13 protein-coding genes are annotated in these 13,518 nt (G+C 60.1%); 2 read left to right on the top strand and 11 right to left on the bottom strand.

Annotated features, from left to right (window positions below; all coding sequences use genetic code 11):
- Positions 1 to 89 precede the first annotated feature (89 nt).
- The 4 genes from EBL_RS05895 to pdxB form a co-directional block, all read right to left on the bottom strand.
- On the bottom strand, positions 90 to 749 hold the full coding sequence (locus EBL_RS05895) for a DedA family protein (protein WP_002439709.1): 660 nt from the start codon (positions 747 to 749) through the stop codon (positions 90 to 92).
- Between the two features lie 16 nt (positions 750 to 765).
- On the bottom strand, positions 766 to 1,575 hold the full coding sequence (truA, locus tag EBL_RS05890) for a tRNA pseudouridine(38-40) synthase TruA (RefSeq protein ID WP_002439707.1): 810 nt from the start codon (positions 1,573 to 1,575) through the stop codon (positions 766 to 768).
- Positions 1,575 to 2,588: an aspartate-semialdehyde dehydrogenase gene (locus EBL_RS05885; protein WP_002439705.1), complete on the bottom strand. Its 1,014-nt coding sequence runs from the start codon at positions 2,586 to 2,588 to the stop codon at positions 1,575 to 1,577. Before EBL_RS05885 ends, truA begins: the two co-directional genes overlap by 1 nt.
- 76 nt (positions 2,589 to 2,664) lie before the next feature.
- A complete protein-coding gene (gene pdxB / locus EBL_RS05880; RefSeq protein ID WP_002439703.1) occupies positions 2,665 to 3,801 on the bottom strand; it encodes a 4-phosphoerythronate dehydrogenase PdxB in 1,137 nt (378 codons plus the stop codon).
- A gap of 117 nt (positions 3,802 to 3,918) precedes the next feature.
- Between pdxB and EBL_RS05875 the strand changes: the two genes are divergently transcribed.
- A complete protein-coding gene (locus EBL_RS05875; protein ID WP_002439700.1) occupies positions 3,919 to 4,908 on the top strand; it encodes a hypothetical protein in 990 nt (329 codons plus the stop codon).
- A 33-nt stretch (positions 4,909 to 4,941) separates the two neighbouring features.
- Here the strand turns inward: EBL_RS05875 and EBL_RS05870 are convergent, their stop codons facing one another.
- Together EBL_RS05870 and fabB are read right to left on the bottom strand one after the other, a co-directional pair.
- The gene (locus EBL_RS05870) at positions 4,942 to 6,147 is read right to left on the bottom strand and encodes an MFS transporter (RefSeq protein ID WP_002439698.1); all 1,206 of its coding nucleotides are present in this window, start codon (positions 6,145 to 6,147) and stop codon (positions 4,942 to 4,944) included.
- Between the two features lie 219 nt (positions 6,148 to 6,366).
- Positions 6,367 to 7,584 carry a beta-ketoacyl-ACP synthase I gene (gene fabB, locus EBL_RS05865; protein ID WP_002439695.1) on the bottom strand — a complete coding sequence of 406 codons (1,218 nt, stop codon included), beginning with the start codon at positions 7,582 to 7,584 and terminating at the stop codon, positions 6,367 to 6,369.
- Between the two features lie 165 nt (positions 7,585 to 7,749).
- Here fabB and mnmC point away from each other — a divergent pair, with 165 nt between their 5' ends.
- A complete protein-coding gene (gene mnmC, locus EBL_RS05860) occupies positions 7,750 to 9,747 on the top strand; it encodes a bifunctional tRNA (5-methylaminomethyl-2-thiouridine)(34)-methyltransferase MnmC2/FAD-dependent 5-carboxymethylaminomethyl-2-thiouridine(34) oxidoreductase MnmC1 (protein WP_002439693.1) in 1,998 nt (665 codons plus the stop codon).
- Positions 9,748 to 9,797: 50 nt separating this feature from the next.
- Here the strand turns inward: mnmC and EBL_RS05855 are convergent, their stop codons facing one another.
- From EBL_RS05855 to aroC, 5 genes are all read right to left on the bottom strand, one after another.
- Entirely contained in the window at positions 9,798 to 10,076 is a 279-nt protein-coding gene (locus EBL_RS05855) for a YfcL family protein (protein WP_002439692.1), read from the bottom strand.
- Between the two features lie 25 nt (positions 10,077 to 10,101).
- The gene (locus EBL_RS05850; RefSeq protein ID WP_002439690.1) at positions 10,102 to 10,656 is read right to left on the bottom strand and encodes an elongation factor P hydroxylase; all 555 of its coding nucleotides are present in this window, start codon (positions 10,654 to 10,656) and stop codon (positions 10,102 to 10,104) included.
- Positions 10,653 to 11,465 (bottom strand): sulfite exporter TauE/SafE family protein, encoded by an 813-nt coding sequence (locus EBL_RS05845; RefSeq protein WP_002439687.1) that lies wholly within the window; start codon positions 11,463 to 11,465, stop codon positions 10,653 to 10,655. The genes EBL_RS05850 and EBL_RS05845 overlap by 4 nt, the downstream gene beginning before the upstream one ends.
- 101 nt (positions 11,466 to 11,566) lie before the next feature.
- Entirely contained in the window at positions 11,567 to 12,391 is an 825-nt protein-coding gene (mepA, locus tag EBL_RS05840) for a penicillin-insensitive murein endopeptidase (protein ID WP_014715922.1), read from the bottom strand.
- A 5-nt stretch (positions 12,392 to 12,396) separates the two neighbouring features.
- Positions 12,397 to 13,482, bottom strand: coding sequence for a chorismate synthase (gene aroC / locus EBL_RS05835; RefSeq protein WP_002439684.1), 1,086 nt, complete (start codon positions 13,480 to 13,482; stop codon positions 12,397 to 12,399).
- Between the last annotated feature and the right edge of the window lie 36 nt (positions 13,483 to 13,518).

The raw sequence follows: 13,518 nt of genomic DNA, 5'->3' as shown, positions 1-13,518 counted from the left end.
TTTTGCCCCCCACAGACCACAAATGCTGTCCATTAAAACATAACGGGGCCCCACTTTGGATAAAAAAGTGGTCCAACCCCGGAATTGTTTTATTTTATCTGGCGAGCAGCCCTACGTTTATGGCGAATAATCTCCACCACTCCGGGTAATACCGACAACACAATAATTGCCACAATCAGCAATTTCAGATTTTCCTGTACCGCCGGGAAGTTACCGAAGAAATACCCTGCATAGGTGAACAGTAGCACCCATAACAGGCCACCGGTAATGTTATACACAGCAAAATGGCGATATGACATATGGCCCATACCCGCAACAAACGGTGCGAAGGTCCGCACTATCGGAACGAATCGTGCCAGAATAATCGTTTTGCCGCCATGTTTTGCGTAAAACTCGTGAGTCTTGTCAAGATAACTCTGGCGGAAGATCTTCGAATTCGGGTTGCTGAACAGCTTCTGGCCGAATAACCGCCCTATCGTGTAGTTCACCGCATCCCCCAGTACCGCCGCGATAACCATCAGCGTGACCATGGTATGCACATGCAGATCATTAGACGGCAGCGCAGAGAGCGCCCCGGCCACGAACAGCAGCGAATCCCCCGGTAAAAACGGGGTGACCACCAGGCCGGTTTCACAAAACAGGATCAGAAACAAAATCCCGTAGACCCAGATACCGTACTGAGCCACCAGCTCAGCCAGATGCACATCAATATGCAGGACAAAATCGATAATAAAATGAATAAAATCCATCAGTGTGTCCGTTTGATTAATCGGCTAAAAACAGCGGCCCCATCGGCAGCTGCGGTAACGCAAACCGCTCAGGATAGTCCACCGCAACCAGGTACAACCCTTCTGCCCGGGCGGTCGCCGCCGCCAGCGTGCGATCTTTCAGCGCCAGCAGCTCTGCCATCCAGCCTTCCGGCTGGTTGCCACAGCCCACTTCCAGCAGGCTGCCGACAATATTGCGCACCATATGGTGCACAAACGCGTTGGCTTTAATATCCACCACCAGGTAGCTGCCGTAGCGGGTCACCTGAATGTGATGCACATTGCGCCAGGGCGTGCGCGACTGGCACTGGACCGCCCGGAACGAGGTAAAATCATTCTCCCCCAGCAGGCACTGGGCCGCACGCTGCATGCGTTCTGCATCCAGCGGCAGGTGAAAATGGGTGACCCCCTGGCAGAGCACCGCCGGGCGCAGCCGGTGGTTATAAATGATGTAGCGATAGCGGCGCGCCGTGGCGCTGAAACGGGCGTGGAAATCCTCCGCCACCGGTTTTACCCAGCGTACCGCCACATCACCGGGTAAATTCGCATTGACCCCCATCGTCCAGGCCGCATCTTTGCGCTGCGCCGTGGTTTCAAAGTGCACCACCTGCCCGGTGGCGTGAACCCCCGCATCGGTGCGACCGGCACAAAACACGGTAACAGGTTCGTTCGCCACCTGGCTCAGGGCTTTTTCCAGCTTCTCCTGCACGCTGGGCACTTCCTGCTGGCGCTGCCAGCCATAATATTTACTGCCGTCATACTCAATGCCAAGGGCAATTTTATAGCGCGGCTCTGGCCTGGCAGACATCAGTACAGGTACTCCTGTAGCAGTTTTTCCGCAGTTTTCACCGCCATCAGCGCGCCACCAAAGCGCACGTTATCCGCCACGGACCAGAACTGGACCTGCTCCGGGATCCCGTAGTCGTTATGGATACAGCCCACTGACAGCTGCACATTGCCGGACGCATCCCCCACCTGGGTCGGGAAGTCTGACTCCTCAGACACGCTGATATCTTCACAGCGCGTCAGCGCGTCGCGTGCTTCCTGGGCGGAGAGCGGACGCATGGCTTCAAAATTCACCATCTGGGCATGGCCGTAAAACACCGGCGACTGTACACAGCTGGCGGAGATCAGCAGCCCGTCGTCCTGCAGCACTTTGCGCACCTGATCAACAATCTGGCGCTCTTCGCGCACGCTGCCTTCCTGATCGGGAAGTAACGGCAGCATGTTGAAAGCCAACTGGCGGCCAAAGTGATCGTCCTCCTCGATAGGCATGCCGTTCAGCAGGCGGGCACTTTGCCCGGCCAGGGCATCTACCGCCGCCTTACCGTGGGCCGAGGCAGAAAGCAGACTGGTGACCTGAATACGCGCCAGGCCACCGGCATCGACCAGCGGTTTAAGGGTCGTCAGCAGCTGGCTGGTCAGGCTGTCGGCCACCGCCACCAGGTTGCGGTTGCGGTAGTCGGCCAGCACAAACGGGTTAACATCAGGCACCACCAGCGGTACATCCGGCTCCAGGGCAAACAGCGCGCTGGTATCAATCACCAGGCAACCGGCATTGGTGGCTTCATCCACGTAGCGGGCGCTGGCTTGCGCACCGGCAACAAAAAATGCCAGCTGCGCCTGGGACCATTCAAATTCCTCAGCATCGGTTACGCGCAGCGTTTTCCCGGAAAAGCGGATAGTCTCCCCGGCACTGTCTGCCCTGGCCAGCGGATATAATTCGCCCACCGGGAACTGGCGCTCAGCCAGCAGTTCAATTAAGGCCTCACCTACGGCGCCCGTGGCACCCAGTACGGCAATATTCCAGCCTTCAGACATGGTGGTTTACTCCAGAATAAAAACAGAAAACGTCCCGCCAGGCGGTGGCCGGGCAGGACGCGGGATGATAACAAAACTACTGTGCAGCCAGATAAACGGCGGTAAAACCCAGTTTATTCAGCAATTCGGCACTGGCGGCATCATCACACTCAACGCGCAGGGAGGACCACTCCCGGCGTTCGACATAGTTCTTGCGCAGCTTGTCGAACTCACCGGCAATGGCGGCGACCCGGCGCAGGGGGGCATCATCGCGGCGCACATCATACACCAGATGGGAGAGCCGTTTTAGCAGCGGCTGAGTGACGGGGCCATGTACCCGCACCGCCACCATATCCGGCACCGGCAGGAGGCTGCTCAGGGCAATCTGCTGCGGCTGGCCGGTAAACTGGCTGAATGCCTCAAAGACCTGAGTAGTGCCGCGTGCTTTCCCTTCCAGAGTGTAGCCGGCAATATGCGGCGTGCCGATTTCCACCCGATCCAGCAGATCGGTATTCAGGGCCGGCTCCGGCTCCCAGACATCAAGGATCACATGCAGATCCTGGCCCGCCTTCAGGCAGCTCAGCAGGGCGGCATTGTCCACCACCGGGCCACGGCAGGCGTTAATCAGAATGGTGCCCGGTTTTAACTGGCGCAGCAGGGTCTCGTCTGCCAGGTGCCAGGTTTTGTAGGGCCCGTCCATAAATAACGGGGTGTGGAATGTCAGAATATCGGCCTGCTCCACCAGGGTCTGGAGGGGCAGAAAGTCACCGTCATCGCCATTGTCGGCCCGGGGCGGATCGCATAACAGGGTGCGAATACCCAGCGCTTCCAGGCGTGCCTGTAGGCGGCGGCCCACGTTACCTACCCCGACAATCCCTACGGTGCGATCCCGGAGGGCGAAGCCATCACGCTCTGCCAGCATTAGCAGCGCGGAAAATACATATTCCACCACCGCAATGGCATTACAGCCCGGAGCGGCGGAAAAGCCCAGCCCGGCCTCTGCCAGCCAGGCGGTGTCCACATGGTCAGTACCGGCAGTTGCCGTGCCGACAAACCTGACCGGCTTACCGCTCAGCAGGGCAGCATTCACTTTGGTGACTGAACGCACCATCAGGGCATCGGCGTCATCCAGCACCCCTTGCGGTAGCGGTCTGCCAGGGACAGCCTTAACCTCGCCTAACCGGCTGAACAGCTCAGTCGCGTAAGGCATATTCTCATCAACAATAATTTTCACGTCACAATACCTGAGTGTACGGGAGGATTGCGCATAAGTGTGCCATAATCTCGCCGCCAGGCATACCAACGCCCAGGCGAATGTTTATTGTTATCGCAAGTGAAGGATAATTCTATTATGCACCCCATCACGGGCTCATCCGCTCAACCTCCGGGTGGTGGCAGCGCCTCACTTCCCCCGGGCAAAGAAACCGGGCCGTTAACCGGGCAGCAGCGCACTGCCCTGGAAAGCCTGATCACCCGAATTATCGCCCTCACCCACCAGCAAACGCCGGAAGTGTGGGCCAGCGTCAGGCACGATCTGAATATCGCCGCCAGCGTGCCCCTGACGGCAGCGCACTTTCCCGCGGCCGTGCAGTGTCTGAACCAGCGCCTGAGCCAGGCGAAAGAGAGCGCCAGCGATCGCCACCAGATGGTCCTGCTGACCCAGCTTCTTCAGCAGGGGAATAATCGCCGGGCGGTGAGCCTGTATATCCGTGAGCATTTTGGTCAGTCGGTGCTGAGCCAGCTTAGCGCAACGCAGATCCAGCAAATTCTGGTTCTGCTGCAAAAGGGCCAGTTGTCTATTCCCCCGCCGCAGGTGCGCCCGCCTTCCGGCCGCCCGCTACTACCGGCAGAACACAGCGCCCTGAGCCAGTCGGTCAGCCGCCTTGCCGCCACCACCGGGGAACCGGCAAAAGCCATCTGGCAGGCGATGCTGCACATGGCAAAACGGCGCATCGGCGAGCCTGTTCCGGTGCGCTATTACCCGCTGTTTACTAACTGGTTACAGGCCCGCCAGTCGCTCACGGAGATCCCGGCACCTAATCTGCACAGTGTGCAGGGGGTGCTGAAGCACCCGATGGATGAGACTGAATGGCAGAGCGCCAGCCGCTATATCCAGCGCCATTTCAGAAAAGATGATCATATGGCGCTCAGCCAGGCTCAGGCGCTGGTGGTGCTGAATCTGCTCTACCAGCGGCGGATGGGCCCGGCGCACACCGAAGATGACGACGCCTGGAACAAAACACCGGAACCGGCAGGCCCGCTGACCCGGCTATTCAGCCGCCCCGCCGTCGGGCTGGTGCTGCTTATCATGCTCTGTTTTGTGGTGTGGTATCTGTGGTAAACCGCAGCGCGACGGCCCGCGCTGCGCGGGCAGTTATTTTTGACGAAACGCGATAAGTGTCACCAGGATGCCGGTAAACGCCGAGAGCGCACCGGCCAGGAATACCGAGGCATAACCACATGAGGTGGCAAGAATACCGGTCAGCGGCCCGCTGATCGCGTAGGAGATATCCTGGAACGCCGCATAGCCTCCCAGCGCGGTGCCGCGCACCTGGGGCTGAACCCGCTTCACCACCTCAACCCCCAGCGCCGGGAACACCAGGGAGCAGCCAAATCCGGTCAGCGCAGCGCCCAGCATCGCCATTCCGGCGTTACTGGCCTGCCAGAGCACCAGCAGCCCGACCATTTCAATCACCAGCGAGCCTGTCGCCACCCGCACCCCGCCGAAACGATCCGGCATCCAGCCCCCGAGAATACGCATCAGCACAAAGGCACCGCCAAAGGCCGTGAGCGTAAACCCGGCCATTGCCCAGCCCCGGGACATAAAAAACAGCGACACAAAGGTGCCGATAACCGCAAAGCCGACCCCCTGGAGCGCCAGCCCCAGGCCCGGCTGCCAGATTTGCCCCACCACCCGGCGCAGCGGCGGGCGCTCCCCCGGCTGGGGGGCCACTTTGCGAACCGTGCCGTTAAACAGCCAGGCCGCCAGGGGCAGGCACATGGTCACAATGGCAAGGCACGCGAAACCGTAGCGGGCATGAATCATCAGCCCCAGTGGCGCCCCGGCGGCCAGTGCCCCGTAGATAGCCATGCCGTTCCAGGACATCACCTTACCGGAGCGCCCCGCCCCGGCAAGCCCCATTCCCCAGGTCAGGGTGCCGGTCAGAAGCTGGCTCTCCCCCACCCCGAGGATCAGACGCCCGAGCAGTAACAGGCCGAATTTTACCGGCGTAGATACCGGCAGCACCGCCGCCAGCAGCCAGGCGGCCCCGGCCAGTGCGCAGGCCACCATCCCCTGCATGACTGTGCGCTTCGCCCCGTGCTGATCCGCAAGCCGCCCCGCGTAGCCCCGGGTCAGTACCGTCGCCAGAAACTGGATCCCGACGGCAATACCCACCATGGTATTGCCATACCCCAGCTCCTGGTGGACAAACAGCGGGATCACCGGCAGCGGTAACCCGACTGTCAGATAGGTAAGAAAGACCGCGAACGCGATACGAAACAGCGCAAAATTATGGCCGGAGGGTTTTTTACCGGTCACACGCTCACCGGCAGATACAGATTGCTGAACAACACTCATTAGGCTTTACTCCCATGTTGCGAAGTAAGGCGGGAACAGACCACGCCTTCTCCACCCGATTATCAGGTTTAAGGCGCGTTGGTTGACGTGAAACGCTTACGCAATACCGGGCGGTATTGTTGAGGGCAGGAAGTGTGCCTGCTCCGCGGGGCCGAGTCAATGCACACAACAACGAAAAAGGGGCTAATCAGCCCCTTTATGTCACTTACCGCTTGCCGGTTATGCGCTGTATTTACGCATGACCAGGGTGGCGTTGGTGCCGCCAAAACCGAAGCTGTTAGACATAACCGTCGTCAGCTGGCGTTCGGTCGGCTCGGTGATGATGTTCATGCCTTTGGCCTGCTCATCCATCTCTTCGATGTTAATGCTCGGGGCGATAAAGCCGTGTTCCAGCATCAGCAGAGAGTAGATAGCTTCCTGGGCGCCTGCTGCCCCCAGAGAGTGGCCGGTCATTGCTTTGGTCGCAGACATGGCCGGGGTATTGTCGCCAAAGACATCGCGAATGGCGCCCAGCTCTTTAACGTCACCTACCGGGGTAGAAGTGCCGTGGGTGTTGAGGTAGTCGATAGGGGTGTCCACACCGTCCATCGCCATCTTCATGCAGCGCACCGCGCCTTCACCAGACGGGGCAACCATATCCGCGCCGTCAGAGGTGGCACCGTAGCCAACCACTTCCGCGTAGATATGCGCACCGCGGGCCAGAGCGTGTTCCAGCTCTTCAACCACCACCATACCGCCGCCGCCTGCGATAACAAAACCATCGCGGTGTGCGTCATAGGTACGGGAGGCTTTATCCGGCGTTGCGTTGTATTTGGTAGACAGCGCGCCCATCGCGTCGAATTCACAGGCCATTTCCCAGCACAGCTCTTCGCCGCCGCCAGCAAACACAATGTCCTGTTTACCCAGCTGGATCTGCTCTACCGCGCTGCCGATGCAGTGGGCAGAGGTCGCACAGGCGGAGCTGATGGAGTAGTTAACACCGTGGATTTTAAACGGGGTTGCCAGGCAGGCAGACACCGCAGAGGCCATGGCTTTCGTCACCACATATGGGCCTACGGCTTTCAGGCCGCGCGGGCTGCGCATGGCATCGGCACCAAAAACCTGAGATTTAGAAGAGCCGCCGGAGCCGGCAATCAGGCCAACACGCGGGTTATTCTGGTACACCTCTTCTTTCAGACCAGCATCCTGCACTGCCTGCTGCATGGAGAGGTAGGCGTAGATGGAGGCGTCATTCATGAAACGGACCACTTTGCGATCGATTAAACCAGTGGTGTCCAGTTTTACGTTACCCCATACGTGGCTGCGCATGCCGGCATCGGCGAATTCCTGAGAGAAAGTGATCCCGGAGCGCCCTTCACGCAGAGATGCCAGGACTTCCTGCTGGTTATTACCGATGCTGGAAACGATGCCCAGGCCAGTAATCACTGCACGTTTCATTCAATACCCTCTATAAGTCGTAACTTAAAAAATTTAAGAATCGGGAGGCACAATAGCGTACACTTGTACGCCGAACAAGTCCGATCAGGCAAAAAGTCTGTAAATTTGCGCCCATTCACATGGCTGGTTAAGATCGTGCCACCGCCTGTCACACGAGCAACTTACGTGAAACAAACCACTATACAACCCGCCAACCTGAAGTTTGACGATGAGGGTACACCTGTATCCCGAGAATTTGATGACGTTTATTTTTCCCGGGACAACGGTCTGGAAGAGACCCGCTATGTTTTCCTGGGGGGAAATCAGATCCCGGCGCGTTTCAACCACCACCCCCGGGAGTCCTTTGTGGTGGCGGAAAGCGGCTTCGGTACGGGGCTGAATTTCCTGACGCTCTGGCAGGCCTTTGACGCCTTTTGCCGGCAGCAGCCCGGCGCCACACTGCGCCGCCTGCACTTTATCAGTTTTGAAAAATTCCCCCTGACCCCGCAGGATCTGGCCCTCGCCCACAGTCACTGGCCGGAGCTGGCCCCCTGGGCCGGTGAACTGCAGGCCCACTGGCCCCTGCCCCTGCCGGGCTGCCACCGCCTGCTGCTGGCCAGTGGCCGCGTGACCCTGGATCTGTGGTTTGGCGACATTAACGACACTCTGGCGCAGCTGGACGACAGTGCGCGCCATAAAGTGGACGCCTGGTTTCTGGATGGTTTCGCCCCGGCCAAAAACCCGGACATGTGGACCCCGGCCCTGTTTAACGCCATGGCGCATCTCGCCCGGGCAGACGGCACCGTTGCAACCTTTACCTCCGCCGGGTTTGTGCGCCGTGGGTTACAGGAAGCGGGCTTCACCATGCAAAAACAAAAAGGCTTTGGCCGCAAACGGGAGATGCTGGTGGGCGTACTGCCTGCCGCCGTCCCGCAGCCGGCCAGCGCCCCCTGGTATACCCGCAGCCCGGCCAGCGGGCGCGATGTCGCCATCGCCGGTGGCGGCATTGCCAGCGCCCTGCTGGCGCTGAAGCTACTACAGCGCGGCTGGCAGGTGACCCTCTATTGTGCCGATGATCAACCCGCCCGGGGGGCCAGCGGTAATCACCAGGGGGCGCTCTATCCGCTACTCAGCCAGCATGATCCCGCCCTGACCCGCTTTTTCACGGCGGCGTTTACCTTCGCCCGGCGGGAGTATGACCAGCAGCCGGTGGCCTTTGATCACGACTGGTGCGGGGTCAGCCAGCTGGCGTGGGATGAAAAAAGCCAGGCGAAGATTGACCAGATGCTGGCGCTGGCATTGCCCGACGCGCTGGCACAGGCCTTCAGCGCGCCGCAAAGCGCGCAGCTGTGCGGGCTGGAGACCGGCTGCGGTGGTATCACCTACCCGGCGGGAGGCTGGCTGAGCCCGGCACAGCTGACGGCGGGATTATGTGAGCTTGCTGCCCGCCGGGGCGCGGTACTGCGCTACCGGCATCAGGTAACCTCCCTCACCCGCCAGGCGGATGACTGGCTGCTGGCTTTCAGTAACGGGGAGCAGGCCCGCCACCCGGTGGTGGTGCTGGCCAACGGCTGGCAGCTTGGCCAGTTCGCCCAGACAGCGGAGCTGCCGCTCTATCCGGTGGCGGGCCAGGTCAGCCATATTCCGACCACGCCACAGCTGATGCAGCTGCGCCAGGTGCTGTGTTATGACGGCTATATGACCCCATACAACCCGGCAGACGGGCAACACTGTATTGGCGCCAGTTACCACCGGGGCAGTAGCGACACCACATACCGGGACGAGGACCAGCAGCACAACCGCCAGCGCCTGGCAGACTGCCTGCCGGGTGCAACCTGGGTCCGGGAGGTGGATGTCAGCGCCGGGGCATCCCGCAGCGGGGTGCGCGGGGCCATCCGCGATCATCTGCCGCTGGTGGGCAACGCGCCGGACTATGAAGCCACCCTCAGTGCGTATGCCGGGCTGGCAACCAGGCAAGACAGCGCCGTGAGCGCCCCGGTTCACCCGGATCTGTTTGTCCTCGGCGCGCTGGGCTCCCGGGGGTTATGCAGCGCGCCGCTGGCTGCGGAGCTGCTGGCCTCCCAGATGAACGACGAGCCGCTGCCGCTGGATGCCGACACCCTCGCCGCCCTGAACCCGAACCGCCTGTGGGTGCGTAAGCTCCTCAAAGGCCGCCCGGTATAAAAACAAAAATGCCGGGGCAATCCCCGGCATGGACTGGCATCTGCCCTGGCTCAGCGGGCCCGGGCCTGCTGATACAGCGTGGACCACATCTCCTGAACCAGTACGCGATCCCGGGGGGTCAGCTCACCGGCCTGGATGGCTTTTTCAATACTGTGGACCACCTGGTCATTAAGCGCCTGTGGCGTTGGCTCACCGTGCTGCTCAAGCTCGGCTACCGCCAGAGTCAGGTGGCCGCGCAGATAACCGCTGGCAAAGAGTTCATCATCACTGGCGTGCTCCACCATCTTGTCTATCTGCGCCAGAATGTGGCTTTCAAATTCCGCGATCATCGTATCTCCGTCCTATTGCATAGCATCAGTTTAAATCTTCCGGCCACGGAAACTGCTCAGCAGCCAGTGGCGGGGTTTTGTAATAGTCGTGCAGGGCGCTAATCAGCCGCGCCGGGCGTGGCGGGATCCCCTGCGCCAGATAATCCATGACCTGGGCGTGTACCCGGCGCTGGAAGGCTATCCGGTCCGGCTCAAAGTCGCCATTGAGGTTGTCGCAGCTGACATTAAACGGAAACCCCGCCGCAACACAGAATAACCAGTCCAGGGCCTGGGGTTTAACCTCAACATTCTCAAATTCACTCTGGGTTTGCCTGTCGCGTCCGTCCGGGCAATACCAGTAGCCGAAGTCAACCAGCTCCCGGCGCGCCTTTCCGGCAATGCACCAGTGGGAGATTTCATGAATGGCGCTGGCATAGTAGCCGTGCGCGAACACGATACGGTTCCAGGGCTCGCTGGCATCTGCCGGCAGGTAGATGGGCTCGTCGTCCCCTTTAACCAGCCGGGTGTTGTATTCGGTGGCAAAGCAGTGATTGAAAATATCAATCAGCTGCTGGTAGTGGTGTTGATTACTGGTGGTCATGACATCCATCCCAGCCAGTGCAGCAGTTGCTGCCCGTGGCTATCAAAAAGCAGTTTGGCACTCATCACGGCGGAGACAATCACTATCATCGGCCGGATCAGCCGTTGTCCCTTGCTCAGTACCAGGCGCGATCCTACCCGTGCACCGCAAAACTGACCGGCCATCATTACAAAGCCGGTTCCCCAGACGACCTGACCGCCGAGGATAAACAGCAGCAGCCCGCCCAGATTGGAGGTGGCATTCAGCACCTTGGCATGCGCAGTTGATTTGGCGAGGTTATACCCGCAAAGCGAGACAAATGCCAGTGCGTAAAACGATCCGGCCCCGGGGCCGAAGAAACCATCATAAAACCCCACGCATCCCCCGGCCACCAGCGCAAACGGCAGGCCGTACAGGCGGCGATGGCGATCTTCCTCGCCCAGGCGCGGCATCAGCAGAAAATAGAGCCCGATACCAATAATCAGCAACGGCAGGATCTGGCGCAGTACATCCGCCTTGATATGCTGAACCAGCAGCGCCCCGGCGGTAGAGCCGATAAACGTCATGGCGATATTCAGTTTCTGATCCTTAAGGCTGACCACCCGCTGGCGAATAAAATAGAGGCTCGCCGCCACAGAGCCCCCGCAGGCCTGGAGTTTATTGGTTGCCAGGGCATGGGCCGGGGAGAAGCCCACCGCCATCAGCGCCGGTACGGTAAGCAGCCCGCCGCCCCCGGCCAGCGCATCAATAAACCCCGCCAGCATTGCCACAAAAAACAGCCCCACCAGCACCAGTGGTGAAACCATAAACACCGAATCCAGCATATCCATGCGTTTCCCTGACCTCTGTCTGATTATTATTTTAAGAAAAATAAAACCCGAAACCGGGGGCACCGGTTTCGGGTTTCTGGGTTAGCTATTCGCGCCGTTCATCACAGTACATGTTCATCCAGTAGTGCCTGGCATGAAGGGGGTAATGGCGGCGGTGATTTTTTCACCGGCGACGTACTGCCCGGTTTTGGCGGTTCGAACCAGCTTTGCAGCTCTGCACCGCAGCCGTCTCCCGGTGGTGGTGCAGGCTGATCCTGGCACTCCAGGCTCCCGGCCGGGCAGCGCAGACGCACATGCATATGGGCCCGGTGCCCGAACCACGGGCGGACTTTATGCAGCCAGTCGCGCTCGCTTCCCGCCTCTTCACACAAACGCTGCTTAATGGCCGGGCTGACAAAAATGCGCGTGACGTCCTGATCTTCGGCGGCCAGCTTAATCAACTGGCCGATTTCAGGCTGCCAGAGCCGGTCAGAGACGTTCTTCCCGCTGGCGTTCACCAGATCCAGCGCCTGGGGTTTCAGCAACTGGGCCTGGCTCCAGCGGACCTGGGGTAACTGCAGGAAGATATCCACATCCAGGCCAATCTGGTGGCTGGCGTGCCCGCTACTGAAGCGCCCGCCCGCTGCCATGCCCATATCGCCGATCAGCAAGGTTCCCAGCCCCTGCTGGCGGCTCTGGCTGCTGAGCCGCCCGATAAACGCCAGCAGATCCGGGTGGCCAAAATAGCGCCGCTGATCGGTGCGCATTACCTGGTAGTCCGGCGAGTTCAGCGCTAATGGCTGGGCGCCGATAATGCAGCCATTGGCAAATGAGCCTATGGACTGGGCACTACCGGAGATGGGGTGAGTAATTTTCTGCCACGGGGTGGCCCCCCAGGCAACACTACTGGCCGCCAGAGCCAGCAGTGCACAACAGACTTTTTTCATCATCATTACCAGCGCGCAAGCGCACACGCGACATCCGCATTTTGCGCCCGCTGGCGCAGCAGATGATCTAACAGAACAATGGCCAGCATCGCCTCAGCAATCGGCACCGCGCGGATCCCCACGCAAGGATCGTGACGGCCACGGGTGACCATTTCTACCTCTTCGCCCGCCCGGTTAAGGGTACGCCCGGGAACCATAATGCTGGAGGTGGGCTTAAGCGCCATGGTGGCGATAATCTGCTGGCCGCTGCTGATCCCGCCCAGAATGCCGCCTGCGTGGTTGCTCTGGAAGCCTTCCCGGGTGATCTCGTCGCGGTTTTCGCTGCCACGCAGGCCCACCACACCGAAGCCATCGCCAATTTCAACGCCTTTTACCGCGTTGATGCTCATCAGCGCGTGGGCGATATCCGCATCCAGGCGGTCAAACACCGGCTCACCCAGCCCGGGCGGTACGTTGTCTGCCACTACGGTCACTTTGGCGCCGATGGAGTCACCCTCTTTTTTCAGGGTGCGCATCAGCGCGTCCAGGGCCTCCAGCTGGTCAGGATCCGGGCAGAAGAACGGGTTTTGCTCAACGCTTTCCCACTCTTTGATCGCCAGCGGAATGTCCCCCATCTGGGTCAGGCAGCCACGGATCACAATGCCGTGTTTCTCTGCCAGGTACTTTTTGGCTATGGCACCTGCGGCAACGCGCATGGCGGTTTCACGGGCCGAAGAGCGGCCACCGCCCCGGTAGTCCCGCAGGCCATATTTTTGCTCGTAGGTATAATCCGCATGGCCCGGACGAAACAGATCTTTAATGGCGCTGTAGTCCTGGGAGCGCTGATCGGTATTTTCAATCAGCAGGCCAATGCTGGTGCCGGTGGTGACCCCGTCAAACACGCCGGAGAGAATTTTAACCTGATCCGGCTCCCGGCGCTGGGTGGTATAGCGGGAGGTGCCCGGGCGGCGGCGGTCGAGATCCTGTTGCAGATCGGCCTCGCTCAGTGGAATGCCCGGCGGTACACCGTCCACAATACAACCCAGTGCCGGGCCGTGGGATTCACCAAACGTGGTTACGCGAAAAAATTGTCCAATACTGTTCCCTGCCATCACGGCTCCTTAACCGTTGTCGTTATTGTCGAAGGC

Origin of the sequence: Shimwellia blattae DSM 4481 = NBRC 105725, from assembly GCF_000262305.1 — a bacterium.
In the GTDB taxonomy this organism is placed as follows: domain Bacteria; phylum Pseudomonadota; class Gammaproteobacteria; order Enterobacterales; family Enterobacteriaceae; genus Shimwellia; species Shimwellia blattae.
This window is presented reverse-complemented; position numbering and strand designations above follow the sequence as displayed.

Coding starts and splice junctions, on each gene's coding strand:
- fabB (WP_002439695.1), bottom strand. CDS start 7,584: ATGAAACGTGCAGTGATTACTGGCCTGGGCATCGTTTCCAGCATCGGT.
- EBL_RS05855 (WP_002439692.1), bottom strand. CDS start 10,076: ATGATCGCGGAATTTGAAAGCCACATTCTGGCGCAGATAGACAAGATG.
- EBL_RS05895 (WP_002439709.1), bottom strand. CDS start 749: ATGGATTTTATTCATTTTATTATCGATTTTGTCCTGCATATTGATGTG.
- mepA (WP_014715922.1), bottom strand. CDS start 12,391: ATGAAAAAAGTCTGTTGTGCACTGCTGGCTCTGGCGGCCAGTAGTGTT.
- EBL_RS05850 (WP_002439690.1), bottom strand. CDS start 10,656: ATGACCACCAGTAATCAACACCACTACCAGCAGCTGATTGATATTTTC.
- truA (WP_002439707.1), bottom strand. CDS start 1,575: ATGTCTGCCAGGCCAGAGCCGCGCTATAAAATTGCCCTTGGCATTGAG.
- EBL_RS05845 (WP_002439687.1), bottom strand. CDS start 11,465: ATGGATATGCTGGATTCGGTGTTTATGGTTTCACCACTGGTGCTGGTG.
- EBL_RS05885 (WP_002439705.1), bottom strand. CDS start 2,588: ATGTCTGAAGGCTGGAATATTGCCGTACTGGGTGCCACGGGCGCCGTA.
- aroC (WP_002439684.1), bottom strand. CDS start 13,482: ATGGCAGGGAACAGTATTGGACAATTTTTTCGCGTAACCACGTTTGGT.
- EBL_RS05870 (WP_002439698.1), bottom strand. CDS start 6,147: ATGAGTGTTGTTCAGCAATCTGTATCTGCCGGTGAGCGTGTGACCGGT.
- EBL_RS05875 (WP_002439700.1), top strand. CDS start 3,919: ATGCACCCCATCACGGGCTCATCCGCTCAACCTCCGGGTGGTGGCAGC.